The sequence below is a fragment of the Croceivirga lutea genome (assembly GCF_014235875.1).
Taxonomy (GTDB): Bacteria; Bacteroidota; Bacteroidia; order Flavobacteriales; family Flavobacteriaceae; genus Croceivirga; species Croceivirga lutea.
The window spans coordinates 333,708-350,287 of sequence record NZ_JACJUK010000003.1; the positions used below are offsets into that span (position 1 = coordinate 333,708).

Consider the following 16,580-nt stretch of genomic DNA (forward strand, 5'->3'; position numbering starts at 1 on the left):
AATGAACTACGACACCCTTATGTATCTACATTTAGTAACTGTGGTTCCTTGTATTTTTTTAGGGGCTTATGGTCTGTTTGGTAAAAAAGGAACAGCTATCCATAGAACTTTAGGAAAAGTTTACATGGTACTCATGCTATTTACCGCGATAATTAGCCTGTTTATGCCCGCAAGAGTTGGTAGTCAGTTTTTACATCACTTTGGATGGATTCACCTTTTTAGCTTTTTAACTATTTGGACTGTACCTACAGCCTATACCGCTATTAAAAAAGGAAAAATTAAATCACATCAACGAAAAATGGTGTTGCTCTACATAGGAGCAATTGGCATAGCCGGTGGATTTACTCTAGCTCCAGGCCGCTATTTGCATGAGTTGTTTTTTGGTTAATTAAACACCAAACAAACAGGCGCTTCAATTTTATACTCATGAGTATAAATTAAGCCGCCAGAATCTAAATCTCTTTTAAAAACAGTGATGTTATTGCTTTTTTGATTGGCAACAAGTAAAAATTTACCATCAGGGGATAACGTGAAATTTCGGGGCCAATCTCCTTGTACACTTTCTCTACCTACAGTTGCAATCTTACCAGAATCTTTATCAACTTTAAAGATGACAATTGTATTTTCACCTCGGTTAGAACCGTATAAAAAATTTCCGTCTGGGGATAAATGTACATCCGCACAAAAACTTTCACCGTTAAAACCTTCAGCCAATGTAGATATGTTTTGAATTTGACGGTAACTACCCTCTGCATTTTGTTCAAAAACAGTGAGTGTAGCATTCAATTCGTTAATTACATATAAAAAAGAAGCATCAGCGTTAAATACAAAATGTCTGGGGCCTGCACCTTTTGGAAATTCCAGTGTTGCTTGGTTGGCAGGAATCCAGCCATAAGGTTGTTTTGCATATCGTTTTACGGCATCTAAACCCAAATCTGCCACAAATAAGGCGTTTTTATTAAAAATGGCTTTATGTACATGAGCAACACCTGTAGTGTCTGCAGGATTGTGCTGTAGTAATTGACGGTCTGATAAACCGCCCTCAGCAGCTATATCAAAAACGGCTAGGTTGCCACCACTATAATTACTGACCGCTAATTGCCCATTATTAGACAAGGCAACATGGCAAGGATGTGCCCCACCAGTACCCTTTGTATTTATTTCTTCTAACTGCTCCCCAGTAATTTTAAATGCCGTAATTCCTCCGCCATCAGCATCAAAATCGGCTGTTTCTTGAACTGCATAAAGCCTAGTTTTATCTTGAGATAAGGCTAAAAAAGAAGGGTTTGGGAGCTTCGCTTTTAATTGCAATGAATCCAATTCGCCCGTTTCTGGATTGAACTTTACCGTATAAATTCCTTCACTTTGACCATCAGTATATGTGCCTATATAAATTTTCATCCAAGGAGTTTTATCAGTTGTACAAGAAAAAAGCAGTAAACTGCTAACCAGCAGTATATAAAAAGATTTCATGGTTTGGCTTTTAAAAATTCTAAAATACGGAATAGCTAGTTAGTTGGTGTCAATTTATAGTGTACTTCTTTCCATAGATAAATTCCAGTAACAATAGTTGCCAAAACATCGGCAATCGGAAAAGAGAGCCACACCCCAAGTTCACCCAAAAAATTGGGCAACAGCAGAATAAGCGGAATAAAGAAAAATCCTTGTCTCGTTAAGGTTAGTAACAAAGCTGGCACAGCCTTCCCTATGGCTTGAAAATAAGCAGAACCTATAAGCTGAAGGGCAATTATTGGGGTTGCCGCAAATACCAGCCGCATTGCTAAAGGTGCATGTTCTAGTACAAAAGCGTTAGTTTCTTTATCCTTAAGAGGTAAATCGGGCCTATCACTTAAGAACAAACTAGCGATATCCGCTGGAAAAACCATTAAAATGATAAAAACCAAAGTAGCCACTAAGGCCGCATACTTAATAGCGGTGTAGATAGATTCTTTAACACGCTCAAATTTATGCGCGCCGTAATTAAAACCAGCAATGGGTAAAAACCCTTGTGTGACCCCAAAAACTGGAAACAACGCAAACATTAACATACGCCCAATTATTGCATAAACCGCAACTAGAGCTTCGCCACCTAAACTGAATAGAATATTGTTAAGGAGCAAGTAAATTATACTTGTAACGGCTTGCCTAGCAAGAGTAACAAAGCCTAAAGACCCCATTTCTTTTAGAATAGGAAAGTCTAGACCAAGATGAGTAAGGCTAGGTTTAAGTTCTGAGTTTTTTGATAGAAAAAAGTAAAAAATATAGCCAAAGCACAAGAGATAACCTGCCGTTGTTGCCCAAGCTGCACCGTGCATACCCCAGTCTAACAGATATATAAAAACGTAATCTAAAATCAGATTACCAATAGACGGTATAATCATGGCCATCATAGCAAACTTAGGTTTGCCTTCTGCTCTAATAACTGCATTACCCATCATACAAAGCGCTAGAAAAGGCACTCCATATAAAACAATTACATAATAAATTTTAGCCGGTTCAAAGATGGCACCTTTACCACCAAAAGCAGGAATTAGGGTATCTACAAAATACAAGCCTACGGTAACCATAGTAATGGTCACCAGAAGTGTTAAGGTAATTTGGTTCCCAAAGGTTTTTAGGGCTTTTTCTTTATTATCTGCACCTAAAGCTCTAGAAATTATACTTGCTCCTCCAATACCTATTGCCATACCCAAAGCAGCAATAAAAAAAGAAACGGGTAAGACTACATTAATCGCGGCAATGGCAATAGAACCAATCCAATTACCCACGAAAATAGAATCGACTAAAACGTTCAATGACATTACCAAGATACCTATAGAAGCTGGTACCGCCTGTTTTACAAGCAATTTACCAATAGGTTCTATTCCTAATTCTTCAGAGGTTACTTTGGCCATTGAAGCAAAGATACATTAGGCTTCTACTAAACCTGTCTTTTTATGTTTGATGCGCTCAGCAATACTATTCCATAGCACAATTCTTTTTTCTAAAGCTTTTTTACTGTATACCGCAACTTCATTCCATTTAAAATGGTCATTACCACAAAGCTCCTGTATCATTTTCAGCGCAAGCGGTCCGTGGTCGTCACCATCTAATTCAATATGCCTTTTTAAATAATAAGCAAGCTTAGGAAAGCTACTTCCTTGAGCTTCGGCACCTTCAATTATTTTTAAAAACATGTCTGGAATTAAGTCTTCACGACCAAAAGTAAAGGCAGCTGCTATAATATGAGGTTCTTGTGTTTGAATAACAGAAAACGTAAACTTTAAAAAATCTCGTTCTGCTGGTAATAAATTGGCTACCTCTAAAGTGGTATCAAAATTGTCCAAATCCTTAAAATCGGTTAACAACATCTGAATTCTTTGAACATCAGCACCAGCTTCAACCATTGCTTCGAGATACATTTCAAAATGACTTTGCGGAAGCCCATTCACATTAACATCACTTTCTTCTTCTAAGACAATTTCATTAATGAATCTGGCAGCAGCCGAATTCAATTTAGGTTTCCAAGGAAGTGTAGTTGTGGTTAACTGATTTTGCAATGCCTTAAGTAACGACATAAAATCCCATACCGCATACACATGACTTTCCATAAAAAGTCGAATATCATTTATAGATGAAAGTTCTGCGTATAATTCGTGATTTTTTAACTGATTTCTAAGTGGTAAAAGTTCTTTTTCAATAGTTTCAATAGTCATAGCACTTATTTTTTCTAACGAATGTGTAGTTGAGGGAGTTGACCGTCTTTTTCCCAGTTTGTAATCCAATTTACCATTAAGTCTGCCCAATCATCACGGTCATTTAAACAAGCAATGTGTTTGTAAGATTCTCCACCCGCCTCTTTAAATTCTTCTTCACCTTCCATAGCAATTTCTTCTAGAGTTTCTAAACAATCAGAAACAAATGCAGGTGTAATCACAGCCAATTTGGTTTTACCTTCTTTAGCTAATCTTTCAAATTCATAATCAGTATAAGGTTTTAACCAAGGGTCTCCTGCTAAACGAGACTGAAATGAAGTACTATATTTTTCTGGCGCAATACCTAATTCTTTTACGACTAACTCTGTAGTGTCGTAACACTGATGACGGTAGCAGGTGTGATGTGCAACTGAATTAACTTTACAACAGGTACCATCGATTTTACAATGAAACTTTGTAGGGTCAGATTTTCTAATGTGCCTTTCAGGAATACCGTGATAGGAAAACAACACATGGTCATACGCAAACCCTTCTAAACCTTCAGCAATACTTTTTGCTAAAACCTTAATATAATCTTGATTACTATAAAAAGCAGGCATGGTAGTTACTTTAACCTCAGGAAAAAACTGCTGTTGGTCTTCTAAAGCCTTAACCACCACAGTTTCGTATGAAGACATGGCATAATGTGGATATAATGGCACCAATAACACTTCGTCTACACCTTTGTTCACGAGTTCTTGAAAACCTTCTTTAATGCTACCACTACCATAACGCATACCTAAAGCAACAGGCATATTTAATTTATCGGCCACTTTTTCTTTAAAGCGTTCAGAAATTATTATCAAAGGAGAGCCTTCATCCCACCAGATTTTAGCGTATGCCTTTGCAGATTTTTTAGGACGTGTATTTAATATAATACCTCTAACCAGTAGATTTCTCAACAATGGAGGAACGTCTATAACCCTCTCGTCCATTAAAAATTGGTCTAGGTAAGGTTTAACGTCTTTTTTTGTTGGACTATCTGGTGACCCAAGATTAACAAGAAGAACTCCTTTTTTCATAGCAGATTTTCGTTTTAACAAAAATACGACAGCACAGATTTACTTACGGAATTATGAATTAAGAAGTTTTTTATTGGGAATCAATTTTTCCTATGGCTAACTTGTACACCTATCAATTTAGCAGCTATGCAGCAACTAATGAAAATCTTAACCCAAGACCACCTCTATATTCTTGTTACCATTCTTTTATTATTTATTAGCTATGGTTTGGTTTCTTTCTTTCTTAGAAAAATAGGTAGAAACCCAAAATATTTGCTACCAAAAGGTTCTTTTAAAAAACTTTCTTGGCCGTTGATAATTATTCTATTATCCATTTTTATACGAATTGAATCTTTTAGGGACCTATTGGGTTTAAGTGAATTTGCTTTTTGGTTTAAAAAAGGAAGTACATTACTATTTATTTTTTCATTCACCTGGTTTTTGTTGGTATTGTTAGGGATTGTGAAAAAAATTGTTACCAGCATGTACAATATTGATGAGGCAGACAATCTAAAAGCAAGGCAAGTATACACCCAATTTAATATTTTAGAACGCATTGGAATTTTTGTCATAGTTATTTTAGCCTTGGGCGCGGCATTAATGACATTTGAGTCTATAAGGGAAATAGGCGTAAGTGTATTTGCATCAGCCGGGGTTGCGGGTATTATCATAGGTTTTTCTGCTCAAAAATTTATAGGAACCATAATTGCAGGAATTCAAATTGCCATTGCCCAACCCATTAAATTAGATGATGTAGTTATTGTTGAAGGCGAGTGGGGCCGAATTGAAGAAATAACGTTAACCTATGTGGTCGTAAAAATTTGGGATAAACGACGGTTAATTGTGCCCACCCCCTATTTTATTGATCAACCTTTTCAAAACTGGACCAAAACCAATTCAGATATTTTGGGTACGGTATTTTTATATACCGATTACGATATTCCGTTTGAAGCATTGAGAGCAGAGCTCGACCGTATATTAAACAATACTGATTTGTGGGATGGCGAATTGGGTATCATTCAAGTAACCGATACTAAACCTGCCCATGTAGAAAGCAGAATTTTAGTTAGTGCTAAAGATGCCTCAACCGCTTGGGATTTACGAGTTCATATCCGTGAAAAAATGGTAGTATTTATTCAAAACACATATCCACAAAGTATTGCCAGAACGCGAGTGCGTTTAGAGGACAGTTCTTTAGAAAAACAAAAAGGCGACAGAAATTCTTAAATAGAACTCAGGTATTTTTTAGGAGTAGTACCGTATTTCTTCTTAAACGAAGCTATAAAATGGCTAGCCGTGCTATACCCTACTTTTAATCCAACCTCATTAACATTGTAGCTACCACTTTCGAGCAGCTTGCGGGCATAATCCATCTTATGGTCTAATAAAAATCCGTACACAGAATCGCCATAAATTTGTTTAAAACCCTCTTTCAATTTTTTAACCCCCAACCCAATTTCTTCAGAAAGCTCATTTAAGGTAGGTGGTTCAGCCATACGTTCTATAATAATGTCTTTGGCTAATTTTATTTTACGAACGTTTTCTTCATCAGCCAGAAACGGGCATTGTTGTAAATCGGCATCGTTATTTTTATTAAAATACAGCGCAATAAGTTCATAAACCTTGGCCTTTACGTAGAGCTTTTCCATAGATGGATGCAATACATTACTCATTAACTGGCTAATTACAACCGCCATAGCAGGGGTTAATAGCTCTTGCCCATAATACTTTTTTTCACCAAAAGAAGGGTCTAAAAAGGGTATATGACCAGCATCACTAGAGAAAAGAGAATGAAATTTTTGAATAGACATAATTACAGATACCACCCACGTATTTGGCTGCAAAACCACATCTAAAGGAAGGTCTTTTTGGGTGTTATAGAGTAATAAAGAATTTTCTTCGGTTACTTGTAACTGATAGCTACGATTATTAAAATTAAACACAGCTTCGCCTTTTAAGGAGAAATGCATTTGAATAACTGTTTTATCTAAAAAACGTTCAAAAGCAAAGAGTTCATTACTATCGTTCTGAATACGAAGCAAATAAAAATCATTTTCAAGTTTAATTTCCTTAACGGAACCTTCAGCGATACTTTTCATTTCTAAATAAATTTAAATCCTTTCAAATGATTATTAAGAATCAGTATAAATAACGAATGTGAAACACTATAAAACCTGATAATCCCAATCTTTTAACCATTCAACTACAAAATTACAACATATAGATATTAATTGAACCGCTAGCGTTATTTTTTGCGCAATTGTAATTATATTTTTGCATGCATTATATTTCGAATGAAAGCCTATAACCTTTCTAGACATCATTCTTTTTACGCTGTAGGACTAAGTTACAAGAAGGCAGATGCCTTACTACGTGGCAAATTTAGTTTAGACGTGCCAGCAATCGATAGGGTTTCTTTAGAAGCCAAAAAGATTGGTGTAGACGGCTTATTAATCATTTCTACCTGCAACAGAACCGAGCTTTATGGCTTTGCACAACATCCTTACGAATTAATTAAATTGTTATGTGATGAAACAAAAGGGTCTGTTGAAGAGTTTCAACAAGTATCTTACGTTTATAAAAACCAAGAAGCGATTGATCATCTTTTCAAAGTTGGTACCGGTTTAGATAGTCAAATACTTGGTGATTTTGAAATTACGAGTCAGATAAAACAAAGTTTCTTTCGTTCCAAAAAGCTAGCGTTAACAAATCACTTTATTGAAAGGTTATGCAATGCAGTGCTTCAGGCAAGTAAACGTATTAAAAACGAAACCGAACTATCAACTGGGGCTACTTCTGTGGCTTTTGCTGCGGTAAAATATATTTTAGACAACGTTGACCAAGTTTCAGACAAGAATATTTTACTTTTTGGAACTGGTAAAATTGGCAGAAATACCTGTGAGAATTTGGTTAAACACACCGCAAACTCGCACATAACTTTAATTAATAGAACTAAAGAAAAAGCAGATAAAATTGCTGGTAAGTTTAATTTAAATGTTCAACCATATGGTCAATTACAATCTGAAATTCGCAAATGCGATATATTAATGGTTGCCACCGGAGCCCAATTACCTACCGTTTCTAAAGCATTACTGCATACTAAAAAACCATTACTAATTTTAGATTTATCAGTTCCTAAAAATGTAGACGATAATGTTACAGATTTAGACAATGTAACCCTGCTACATTTAGACCAACTTTCTCAAATGACTGATGAAACTCTGGAACGTAGAAAAACATTTATTCCCAAAGCTGAAAAGATAATAAGCGAGGTAAAAGCTGATTTTCAAAAATGGCTAGAGACCAGAAAATTTGCTCCAGTAATTAGTGCTTTAAAAGATAAATTGAAAGAAATAAAGTCAGAAGAACTTGATTTTCAATCAAAAAAATTAGCTGATTTTAATGAACAGCAAGCTGAAATAATTTCTGACCGAATTATTCAAAAAATAACAAAGCAGTTTGCCAACCATTTACGCGACCCTAACGTTGATACCGAAGACAGTTTAGAATGGATTCAACAAGTTTTTCATCTTGAAATTCAATCTAAATGAGTAAAGTAATTCGAATAGGAACTCGTGATAGTGAACTTGCTTTATGGCAAGCTACTACTGTTCAAAACAAACTAGAAGAACTTGGGTTTGCCACAGTACTAGTTCCTGTAAAATCTGATGGCGATTTAATCTTAGATAAGCCCTTGTATGAATTGGGAATTACAGGCGTTTTTACCAAAACCTTAGATATCGCCTTAATCAAAGGAGACATAGACATTGCCGTACACTCAATGAAAGACGTACCAACAGCATTGCCTAAAGGTGTAGTTCAGACAGCTGTTTTAGAACGTGCAGCTAATACAGATGTATTGGTTCATTTAGGTCTTGATTTTTTAGAGGGTACTGGAACATTAGCTACAGGTAGTTTGCGAAGAAGAGCACAATGGTTGAACCGCTACCCTTCACATAATGTTGTGGACTTAAGAGGAAATGTGAACACAAGACTGATTAAGATTATTGAAAATGGGTATAACGGTGCTATTTTCGCTAAGGCTGGTCTACAACGCATTAAATTATTACCAAAAGATGCTGTAGAGCTAGATTGGATGATTCCTGCTCCTGCGCAAGGCGCAATGTTAATAGTGGCATTAGAAAACAACAAAGAGGCTATAACTGCCACAAAAAAGTTAAATCACCCTGAAAGTGAAATTGCCGTTACTGTAGAAAGACAGTTTTTACGCACCTTAGAAGGTGGTTGTACCGCACCTATTGGTGCTATTGCAACCATTAAAGAACAAACGGTATTTTTTAAAGGCGCGCTATTTTCTTTAGATGGTAAAACTAAAATTGAAATTGAAAAAACATGTCCGTTAGCCAAAGTAAAAGACTTTGGAGCGCATTGTGCCAAGTTAGTACTTGCTGATGGTGGTAAAGAATTGATGGAAAGTATTAAAAATGAAATCAGTTCTATCAACTAAAATATTGACCACCGCCCAACAACATCTTTTATTAAACGCTGGGTTAGGCTTTGTACATTACAATGCCATAGAAACAAAACCAATTGGTTTTGAAATACCCAAAAAGCCTTTTGACTATTATATTTTTACGAGTAAAAATGCCGTAAAATCATATGTTAATCAATACGCTGATAAGAAACCTTGTTTTTGTGTTGGTGAAAAAACTAAAGAATTTTTAGAGCTAAATGGATTTGAAATAATTCAACAATTTAAGTACGCGGCTGATTTAGCTGCATATATTACTGAACATTACAAGGATACATCTTTTCTTTTTTTATCTGGTAATCTAAGAAAAGAAGACATACCAAGGCTTTGCGAAAACAAAACTCTTGAGCTTAAAGAGGTGGTGACTTACGAAACCGCATTTAATCCAAAATCTTTTGAGCAAGATTTTGACGGACTTCTTTTTTACAGTCCTAGTGGTGTTCAAAGTTTTACAAAACAAAACAAGGTAAAAGGAACGTGTTTTTGCATTGGAGAAACCACGGCAACCGAAGCAAAAAAACATACAAATAAAATTAAAATTGCTACTAAGCAAACCATTGAAAATGTACTTGTTCAGGCAATTAAACACTTAAAACAAAATGATTAAAAACGATTTATTTCTGCGAGCCTTAAAAGGAGAAACTGTTACTAGGCCTCCTGTTTGGATGATGCGCCAAGCAGGTAGATATTTACCAGAGTTTATGGAGTTAAAAAATAAATATGACTTCTTTACCCGCTGCCAAACACCCGAATTAGCCTCAGAAATTACAGTACAACCCATTCGCAGATACGGCATGGATGCGGCAATATTATTCAGTGATATTTTGGTGATTCCACAAGCCATGAATATTGATGTAGAAATGAAACCAAATTTTGGTCCGTATTTACCTAATCCCATTCGTAACGAAGCAGACTTAGCCAATGTAATTGTACCAGACATTCAAGATAGCTTAGGATATGTATTGGATGCTATAAAAATGACTAAAGAGAAACTCAATAATGAAATTCCGTTAATTGGTTTTGCAGGTTCTCCATGGACAATTTTGTGTTACTGTGTACAAGGCCAAGGCAGTAAAAACTTTGATTTAGCTAAGGGATTATGTTTTTCAGACCCTAAAACCGCTCATGCGTTACTTCAAAAAATAACAGACACAACTATTGCATATTTAAAAGAAAAAGTAAAAGCTGGTTGTAATGCCATTCAAGTTTTTGACTCTTGGGGTGGAATGCTATCGCCGGTAGATTACCAAGAATTCTCAATGCAATATATGCAGCAAATTGTAGATGCGCTTAAAGATGAAATTCCTGTTATTCTATTTGGCAAAGGGTGCTGGTTTGCTTTAAATGATATGGCTAAGAGCGGTGCTTCTGCCTTGGGTGTAGATTGGACATGCTCACCAAAAAACGCGAGATATTTATCAGGAGGTCAAATAACACTACAAGGTAACTTTGACCCCTCTAGATTACTTTCACCCCCTGCAGCTATCAAAAAAATGGTAAAACAGATGATAGATGAGTTTGGCAAAGACCGTTACATAGTAAATTTAGGACATGGTATTTTACCTAATATACCCATAGAAAACGCAGGTGCCTTTATTGAAGCAGTCAAAGAATATAGTGCCTAATACACTGCAATGAATATTTCAATAGCAAACTATAGCCTGGCTCCCATTCATGAAAAAGATGCGTGGCGCTTATGCAATTTTGTAGTTTCTAACGAAAGCCGATTAAAAACCTATTTTCCTAAAACTTTAGAACAAAACCTAACACCAACTTTAGCCGAAATTTTTGTTGCTAAAAAAGTAAAGCAATTCCATACCAATGAAGAGTATTTGTTTGTAATTAAAGAAAATGAAAATAGAACAATAATAGGACTGGTATATCTAAAAGAACTTCAAAAGAAACAAGGACAAGGTGAATTGGCCTATTGTATTGGATACCAATATGAAAATAAAGGAATCATTAGTGCTTTTTTAAAGCGAATAATTTCTTGGAGCTTAACTGAAATAGGACTCGACACTTTACAAATTATGGTACATAAAAGTAATGTGGCCAGTATAAAAGTTGCTTTAAAAAATAACTTTCATTTTGTAAAGCAGGCACCAAAGGCTCATCAATTACCTAATGGAGAATTAGTTACTATGCAGTTGTATGAACTTAATTATATCTCAAAAAATAACCTTTGAAGATTACAACGCTAATAAAGAGTTTTAAAAGGTTACAATGGGTAGAGCTCATCAAATTAGTAAAGCTGGGTATGCAACATTTACCCTTTATATTACCCACTTACAGGGCAACAAAAAGCTGCATGATAGTTTCTACAGCTAATTTTGGTAGAGCACATTATAAAAATGGACCTGCAAATGCTTTTAGACATGCCTATTGGAACTATGCTATTGCCAAAGCATGTGAAAAGTATAGTACAAACACCAAAAAAATTGTTTCTTGGACAAAAGATATAACAGATTGGCATGAGTTTGCTTTTCCTAACAGAGAGTTAGCAAAAGTTATGGACTGTCATAACAACTTAGTAGGTTTAGTAACCTACCAAGAACAATCTTTTTCAACTTCAGAAGAAGCAATTAACTATTTTTTAGAACTTGCAGAAAACTCTGTAAAAATTAAGCATTCAAACGAAACAAAAAACTTAAAATACTCATTGGTACATATTACAGCGTCAGATGAAAGATAAATTTTACACCTACATCCAAGAATTACAAAATACCATAACCCATAGGCTTGAAACCATTGATGGAAAAGCAAAATTTCAGGAAGATGTATGGCAAAGACCAGAAGGTGGTGGTGGCAGAACTAGAGTTATTGAAAATGGAAATGTGTTTGAAAAAGGTGGTGTAAATATCTCCGCGGTTCATGGCGCCTTACCAGAAAGTATGCAAAAGTATTTTGGAGTAAAAGATGCTGATTTCTTTGCCTGCGGGTTAAGTCTGGTTTTACATCCAAAAAATCCGTTTGTACCAACTGTACATGCAAATTGGCGTTATTTTGAGATGTATGACAAAAACGGAAACATTGTTGATCAATGGTTTGGTGGAGGTCAAGACTTAACGCCATATTATTTATTTGAAGAAGATGCAAAGCATTTTCATTCCATTTGTAAAAAAGCTTGTGACGCGCATGACGCTAATTTTTATGCTAATTATAAAAAACGTTGTGACGAATACTTTTACAACACCCATAGAAATGAAGCCCGAGGTATTGGAGGTTTGTTCTTTGACTATCTAAAAAAAGACAAACAAATGCAGATGCAAGACTGGTATAGTTTTGTGACAGCTGTTGGTGATAGTTTTCTTGATGCTTATGTGCCTATTGTTTTAAAGCGAAAAGATATAGCGTACACAGAAGAGCACCGTAACTGGCAAGAAATTAGAAGAGGCAGATATGTTGAATTTAATTTAGTGCATGATAAAGGAACACTTTTTGGGTTAAGAACTAATGGAAGAATTGAAAGCATACTAATGAGTTTGCCTCCATATGTACAATGGGTCTACAATCACACCCCTGAACCGGGAAGCGAAGAAGAAAAATTAGTTCAAGTATTACAAAAACCTAAAACTTGGGTTTAATACCTAAATTTAAGACATGAAATTAACGCTTTACCAAGTTGATGCTTTTGCAGAAAAGGTTTTTGAAGGTAACCCGGCGGCTATTTGCCCCTTAGAAGAATGGTTACCAACAGTTACGATGCAAAAAATTGCTCAAGAAAATAACCTTTCAGAAACTGCCTTTATCTTACGTAAAAACGATGGCTTTGAGATTCGATGGTTTACTGCCGAGATTGAGGTAGATTTATGCGGCCATGCCACACTAGCTGCCGCCCATGCAATATTCAATTACCTGAATTACCAAGAGAATACCATTCAGTTTTTTTCTCCTCGTAGTGGTAAGTTATCAGTATTTAAGGATGAAAATAATTTATTAACCCTAGACTTTCCTACTGATGAGACAACAATTCTTGAAAATAAAAATGAAATAAATGAAGCCATTGGTCTAGCTCCTCTTGTAACTATCAAAGGCAAAACAGACTATTTACTTATCTACAGAAGTCAAAAAGAAATTGAAGCCATTACTCCAAATTTCCATTTAGTAAATCAGTTAGATTGTCGTGGGGTTATTGTAAGCGCACCAGGTGAAAAAGTTGATTTTGTTTCACGCTTTTTTGCGCCACAATGCAGTATACCTGAAGACCCAGTAACAGGCTCGGCACACACTACTATGATTCCGTACTGGTCTAAAGAATTAGGAAAAACTAAACTTACCGCCAAACAACTTTCTGAACGTGGTGGTTATTTGGTTTGTGAGTTCTTAGGAGACCGTGTTAAAATTGCTGGTAACGCAGTTACCTATTTAATTGGGGAGATATACATATAATTCATCTTAATCCTAACAACTTAATACTCATAACAAAAGAACAATGTATCCACTTATAAGAAACAGAAGATTACGTCAATCAGAAGCTATTAGAAGATTAGTTCGTGAAACCATTATCACTCCAGATGATTTTTTAGTTCCTCTGTTTGTCGTTGAAGGCAAAAATGTAAAAGAAGAAATTACATCAATGCCAAACTATTATCGCCTAAGTCTTGATAATTTAGAAAAAGAGGTAAAAGAATTATGGCAAATGGGTTTGTGCTCAGTTTTGTTATTTGTAAAGGTACCAGATAATTTAAAAGACAATAAAGGAACCGAAGCTCTTAATGCTGATGGATTAATGCAGCGTGCTATTAAAACAGTAAAAAATGCCTGCCCAAGTATGCTGGTTATGACTGATGTAGCTTTAGATCCTTTTTCAACTTACGGGCATGATGGTATTGTGGCCGAAGGTCAGATTTTAAATGATGAAACTTCAGATGTTTTAGCAGAAATGAGCATTAGCCACGCCAAAGCAGGAGCCGATGTTGTTGCCCCTAGTGATATGATGGATGGTAGAATTCTGACGATTAGAGAAGCGTTAGAAGATGAAGGATTTACCAATACCGGAATTATGAGTTATTCTGCTAAATACGCTAGTGCGTTTTACGGGCCATTTAGAGATGCCTTAGATTCTGCACCTGTTGCTATTAAAGACGTGCCTAAGGATAAGAAAACCTATCAAATGGATTATGCCAACCGGTATGAAGCTATTAAAGAAACCCAAATGGATGTTGATGAAGGTGCTGATATTGTAATGGTAAAACCCGGTTTATGTTATTTAGATATTGTTAGAGAAATACGCAATGAGGTTGAAGTACCTGTTGCTGTTTACCAAGTTTCAGGAGAGTATGCTATGCTAAAAGCTGCTGCTGAAAAAGGATGGTTAGACCATGATGCCGTAATGTTAGAACAGGTAACAGCTATCAAACGTGCTGGCGCAAACATTATAGCTTCTTATTTTGCAAAAGATGTTGTTCGGCTATTAGACCACTAATAATCTAGTTTTGTTGTAAATAGCAACGCAGATTAAGAGGTTGATTACTGTTTACAAGAGTTCTTCGCAACTAAATCCGTTCCTGTTTAACAACGCAGAAACTGCATTTGGGTCAGGGCTAAGAGTTTCAACCCGGAGGATATTATCGCAATCCTCCAAGTCAAAATTCCAGTGTCCGTTTTTATTGATTAATCGGTTTAAGTAGGGGGTTAATAGATTAATACTCCCTTTATTCCGTACAGAAGTTTTAAAAACCAATACTGTTTTCATTTTTAATCTCTTTCGTAAAACAATGGCGGTTCAATACCTAAAGACCTTAAATACACATAGCCTTGTCCTCGGTGGTGAATTTCGTTTTCAATAAAGTAGGCTAAAGCCGACTGTACCGTGCCAGGAAACTGACCAAAAGACATAATTTCTTTATTAAAATCAATTGCATCTATTTTTTCCCAATGCGCATTAATCTTTTGAGTTGCATTATCCCACGCTTCAAGAATATTCTGCTTTTTATTTTCGTGATTCATTTGTTCATTAAGTTCAGCAGAAATACCAGTTACTATTTCTCGCAAACCTGGTTCAGCAATACCTAAAAGTTCCATAGCCATTTCAGAAAATGGTCGCATTCCACCAATTGAATAATTAAAAAATTCTTTTTCAGGAAAAGCTTCAATAACCTTTCTAGTTAATCTTCTATGCGCTTGCCAATCTTTTAAAAGTTGGTCTTTTGTAATTACTTCATTTACTGTTTTTTCCATGATTTAAAGAGTTTATTTTTGATTACAGCAACAAAACTAAAAGTGACTAGTGACAGCCCTTTGTCAGTAGTAAAAAATAAATTCTAAAAAAGCACCTGACATACGGTTGTCATTAGGTACATATAGCTTAGCACATTAGATATATTTTTATGAAAAACAAAAGGCCTGTAGACTTTAGTCTGAAATCCTATCTTTGGAATATAGGCCACTTACTTATGGGTATGGATACTGTTAAAAGATTTGACCGCATTGTTGCAATCCTAATTCAATTGCAATCTAAACGTATTGTAAAAGCCCAAGAATTAGCCGATCGCTTTGAAGTTAGTCTACGAACCATCTACAGAGATGTTAGAACTTTAGAGGCTGCAGGAGTTCCTATAGTGAGTGAGGCAGGCATTGGTTATTCTATAATGGATGGCTATCGGTTACCGCCTGTAATGTTTACCAAAGAAGAAGCGGGTAGTTTTGTAGCCGCAGAAAAACTAATGCAAAATTTTACTGATAAGTCGTTAGGTGCTTATCATGAATCTGCCATGCTTAAATTAAAATCAGTGCTTCGGGGTGCAGAAAAAGACTGGATTGAAAGTCTTGAAAATCAAATACAAATTTCACCTTCGCAAGAAATATTTAATACTGCCGTACCAAACGCTTTAGAAGTTCTATTCGAAAGTATAGCCGAGAAAAAACAAGTTAAAGTAAACTATGAATCTATACAGGCAGACAAACCAACTGAACGGATTCTAGAGCCTGTAGGGGTTTTTAATGAAAATAACTTTTGGTATGTTTTAGCCTATTGCCAGTTAAGACAAGCTTATCGGCAATTTAGAACAGACAGAATTCATCACATTCAGCGAACCAACACGCCTTTTTTACAAAGTCATAAGTCTGTAGACGAATTGCGAGACAAACAACCTAGTCAAAAAACTAAAGTGCGAATTTTAGTAGATAAAAGAATTGCAAAATATTTAAAAGGAAGTCGTAAAAGTTTAGGTTTTGTTTCTGAAATTAAACATGACACTCAATTAGAAATGGTTTTTATGGTTGATGATGTAGAGAATCATTTTGCTAGATGGTATATTTCTTTTGGCGATTATGCCCGTATTTTAGAACCAGATTCATTAAAACACAGAATTAAAAGTTTAATTGAAAAACAACAAGCACGATTAGCTTAAA

18 protein-coding genes are annotated in these 16,580 nt (G+C 35.5%); 12 read left to right on the top strand and 6 right to left on the bottom strand.

The genetic code is table 11. From position 1 onward, the window contains the following. Position 1: 1 nt before the first annotated feature. Positions 2 to 388, top strand: coding sequence for a DUF2306 domain-containing protein (locus tag H5V42_RS07730; RefSeq protein ID WP_185782564.1), 387 nt, complete (start codon positions 2 to 4; stop codon positions 386 to 388). Here the strand turns inward: H5V42_RS07730 and H5V42_RS07735 are convergent. The 4 genes from H5V42_RS07735 to hemH form a co-directional block, all read right to left on the bottom strand. Continuing rightward, on the bottom strand, positions 385 to 1,401 hold the full coding sequence (locus H5V42_RS07735) for a lactonase family protein (protein ID WP_229665611.1): 1,017 nt from the start codon (positions 1,399 to 1,401) through the stop codon (positions 385 to 387). The two genes, H5V42_RS07730 and H5V42_RS07735, sit on opposite strands and share 4 nt — an antisense overlap. A 107-nt stretch (positions 1,402 to 1,508) precedes the next feature. Continuing rightward, a complete protein-coding gene (locus H5V42_RS07740) occupies positions 1,509 to 2,894 on the bottom strand; it encodes an MATE family efflux transporter (protein ID WP_185782566.1) in 1,386 nt (461 codons plus the stop codon). A gap of 15 nt (positions 2,895 to 2,909) precedes the next feature. Further along, positions 2,910 to 3,695, bottom strand: coding sequence for a DUF3050 domain-containing protein (locus H5V42_RS07745; protein WP_185782567.1), 786 nt, complete (start codon positions 3,693 to 3,695; stop codon positions 2,910 to 2,912). A 14-nt stretch (positions 3,696 to 3,709) separates the two neighbouring features. Then, a complete protein-coding gene (hemH, locus tag H5V42_RS07750) occupies positions 3,710 to 4,756 on the bottom strand; it encodes a ferrochelatase (RefSeq protein ID WP_185782568.1) in 1,047 nt (348 codons plus the stop codon). Positions 4,757 to 4,882: 126 nt separating this feature from the next. On the opposite strand from hemH, the gene H5V42_RS07755 reads away from it, so the two are divergent. Continuing rightward, on the top strand, positions 4,883 to 5,962 hold the full coding sequence (locus H5V42_RS07755) for a mechanosensitive ion channel family protein (protein ID WP_185782569.1): 1,080 nt from the start codon (positions 4,883 to 4,885) through the stop codon (positions 5,960 to 5,962). On the opposite strand, the gene H5V42_RS07760 is transcribed toward H5V42_RS07755, so the two are convergent. Continuing rightward, positions 5,959 to 6,834: an AraC family transcriptional regulator gene (locus H5V42_RS07760; RefSeq protein ID WP_185782570.1), complete on the bottom strand. Its 876-nt coding sequence runs from the start codon at positions 6,832 to 6,834 to the stop codon at positions 5,959 to 5,961. The genes H5V42_RS07755 and H5V42_RS07760 overlap by 4 nt on opposite strands. A 195-nt stretch (positions 6,835 to 7,029) precedes the next feature. On the opposite strand from H5V42_RS07760, the gene hemA reads away from it, so the two are divergent. From hemA to hemB, 9 genes are all read left to right on the top strand, one after another. After that, positions 7,030 to 8,286 carry a glutamyl-tRNA reductase gene (hemA, locus tag H5V42_RS07765; RefSeq protein ID WP_185782571.1) on the top strand — a complete coding sequence of 419 codons (1,257 nt, stop codon included), beginning with the start codon at positions 7,030 to 7,032 and terminating at the stop codon, positions 8,284 to 8,286. Beyond that, complete coding sequence (hemC, locus tag H5V42_RS07770) at positions 8,283 to 9,203, top strand: hydroxymethylbilane synthase (RefSeq protein ID WP_185782572.1); 921 nt, start codon at positions 8,283 to 8,285, stop codon at positions 9,201 to 9,203. The genes hemA and hemC overlap by 4 nt, the downstream gene beginning before the upstream one ends. Further along, positions 9,181 to 9,834, top strand: a complete 654-nt coding sequence (locus tag H5V42_RS07775; protein ID WP_185782573.1) for a uroporphyrinogen-III synthase — start codon at positions 9,181 to 9,183, stop codon at positions 9,832 to 9,834. The genes hemC and H5V42_RS07775 overlap by 23 nt, the downstream gene beginning before the upstream one ends. After that, positions 9,827 to 10,852 carry a uroporphyrinogen decarboxylase gene (hemE, locus tag H5V42_RS07780; RefSeq protein WP_185782574.1) on the top strand — a complete coding sequence of 342 codons (1,026 nt, stop codon included), beginning with the start codon at positions 9,827 to 9,829 and terminating at the stop codon, positions 10,850 to 10,852. The genes H5V42_RS07775 and hemE overlap by 8 nt, the downstream gene beginning before the upstream one ends. A gap of 9 nt (positions 10,853 to 10,861) precedes the next feature. Next, a complete protein-coding gene (locus H5V42_RS07785) occupies positions 10,862 to 11,413 on the top strand; it encodes a GNAT family N-acetyltransferase (protein ID WP_185782575.1) in 552 nt (183 codons plus the stop codon). Positions 11,414 to 11,484: 71 nt separating this feature from the next. Then, complete coding sequence (locus tag H5V42_RS07790; RefSeq protein WP_390809397.1) at positions 11,485 to 11,919, top strand: DUF6973 domain-containing protein; 435 nt, start codon at positions 11,485 to 11,487, stop codon at positions 11,917 to 11,919. Next, positions 11,909 to 12,811 carry an oxygen-dependent coproporphyrinogen oxidase gene (gene hemF, locus H5V42_RS07795; RefSeq protein ID WP_185782577.1) on the top strand — a complete coding sequence of 301 codons (903 nt, stop codon included), beginning with the start codon at positions 11,909 to 11,911 and terminating at the stop codon, positions 12,809 to 12,811. The genes H5V42_RS07790 and hemF overlap by 11 nt, the downstream gene beginning before the upstream one ends. Before the next feature lie 16 nt (positions 12,812 to 12,827). Then, complete coding sequence (locus H5V42_RS07800) at positions 12,828 to 13,616, top strand: PhzF family phenazine biosynthesis protein (protein WP_185782578.1); 789 nt, start codon at positions 12,828 to 12,830, stop codon at positions 13,614 to 13,616. 43 nt (positions 13,617 to 13,659) lie between these two features. Continuing rightward, positions 13,660 to 14,652 carry a porphobilinogen synthase gene (gene hemB / locus H5V42_RS07805; protein WP_185782579.1) on the top strand — a complete coding sequence of 331 codons (993 nt, stop codon included), beginning with the start codon at positions 13,660 to 13,662 and terminating at the stop codon, positions 14,650 to 14,652. Positions 14,653 to 14,924: 272 nt separating this feature from the next. On the opposite strand, the gene H5V42_RS07810 is transcribed toward hemB, so the two are convergent. After that, positions 14,925 to 15,407 carry a DinB family protein gene (locus H5V42_RS07810; protein ID WP_185782580.1) on the bottom strand — a complete coding sequence of 161 codons (483 nt, stop codon included), beginning with the start codon at positions 15,405 to 15,407 and terminating at the stop codon, positions 14,925 to 14,927. Positions 15,408 to 15,622: 215 nt separating this feature from the next. Here H5V42_RS07810 and H5V42_RS07815 point away from each other — a divergent pair, with 215 nt between their 5' ends. Next, positions 15,623 to 16,579: a helix-turn-helix transcriptional regulator gene (locus H5V42_RS07815; protein ID WP_185782713.1), complete on the top strand. Its 957-nt coding sequence runs from the start codon at positions 15,623 to 15,625 to the stop codon at positions 16,577 to 16,579. The last annotated feature ends 1 nt before the right edge of the window (position 16,580 follow it).

What these genes read in the sequence shown, in the direction of transcription:
- H5V42_RS07755 (WP_185782569.1), top strand. Translation starts at nt 4,883, where the DNA reads ATGCAGCAACTAATGAAAATCTTAACCCAAGACCACCTCTATATTCTT.
- H5V42_RS07790 (WP_390809397.1), top strand. Translation starts at nt 11,485, where the DNA reads ATGCAACATTTACCCTTTATATTACCCACTTACAGGGCAACAAAAAGC.
- hemC (WP_185782572.1), top strand. Translation starts at nt 8,283, where the DNA reads ATGAGTAAAGTAATTCGAATAGGAACTCGTGATAGTGAACTTGCTTTA.
- H5V42_RS07785 (WP_185782575.1), top strand. Translation starts at nt 10,862, where the DNA reads ATGAATATTTCAATAGCAAACTATAGCCTGGCTCCCATTCATGAAAAA.
- hemE (WP_185782574.1), top strand. Translation starts at nt 9,827, where the DNA reads ATGATTAAAAACGATTTATTTCTGCGAGCCTTAAAAGGAGAAACTGTT.
- hemH (WP_185782568.1), bottom strand. Translation starts at nt 4,756, where the DNA reads ATGAAAAAAGGAGTTCTTCTTGTTAATCTTGGGTCACCAGATAGTCCA.
- H5V42_RS07810 (WP_185782580.1), bottom strand. Translation starts at nt 15,407, where the DNA reads ATGGAAAAAACAGTAAATGAAGTAATTACAAAAGACCAACTTTTAAAA.
- H5V42_RS07815 (WP_185782713.1), top strand. Translation starts at nt 15,623, where the DNA reads ATGGGTATGGATACTGTTAAAAGATTTGACCGCATTGTTGCAATCCTA.
- hemB (WP_185782579.1), top strand. Translation starts at nt 13,660, where the DNA reads ATGTATCCACTTATAAGAAACAGAAGATTACGTCAATCAGAAGCTATT.
- hemA (WP_185782571.1), top strand. Translation starts at nt 7,030, where the DNA reads ATGAAAGCCTATAACCTTTCTAGACATCATTCTTTTTACGCTGTAGGA.
- H5V42_RS07740 (WP_185782566.1), bottom strand. Translation starts at nt 2,894, where the DNA reads ATGGCCAAAGTAACCTCTGAAGAATTAGGAATAGAACCTATTGGTAAA.
- H5V42_RS07800 (WP_185782578.1), top strand. Translation starts at nt 12,828, where the DNA reads ATGAAATTAACGCTTTACCAAGTTGATGCTTTTGCAGAAAAGGTTTTT.
- H5V42_RS07735 (WP_229665611.1), bottom strand. Translation starts at nt 1,401, where the DNA reads ATGAAAATTTATATAGGCACATATACTGATGGTCAAAGTGAAGGAATT.
- hemF (WP_185782577.1), top strand. Translation starts at nt 11,909, where the DNA reads ATGAAAGATAAATTTTACACCTACATCCAAGAATTACAAAATACCATA.
- H5V42_RS07745 (WP_185782567.1), bottom strand. Translation starts at nt 3,695, where the DNA reads ATGACTATTGAAACTATTGAAAAAGAACTTTTACCACTTAGAAATCAG.
- H5V42_RS07760 (WP_185782570.1), bottom strand. Translation starts at nt 6,834, where the DNA reads ATGAAAAGTATCGCTGAAGGTTCCGTTAAGGAAATTAAACTTGAAAAT.
- H5V42_RS07730 (WP_185782564.1), top strand. Translation starts at nt 2, where the DNA reads ATGAACTACGACACCCTTATGTATCTACATTTAGTAACTGTGGTTCCT.
- H5V42_RS07775 (WP_185782573.1), top strand. Translation starts at nt 9,181, where the DNA reads ATGAAATCAGTTCTATCAACTAAAATATTGACCACCGCCCAACAACAT.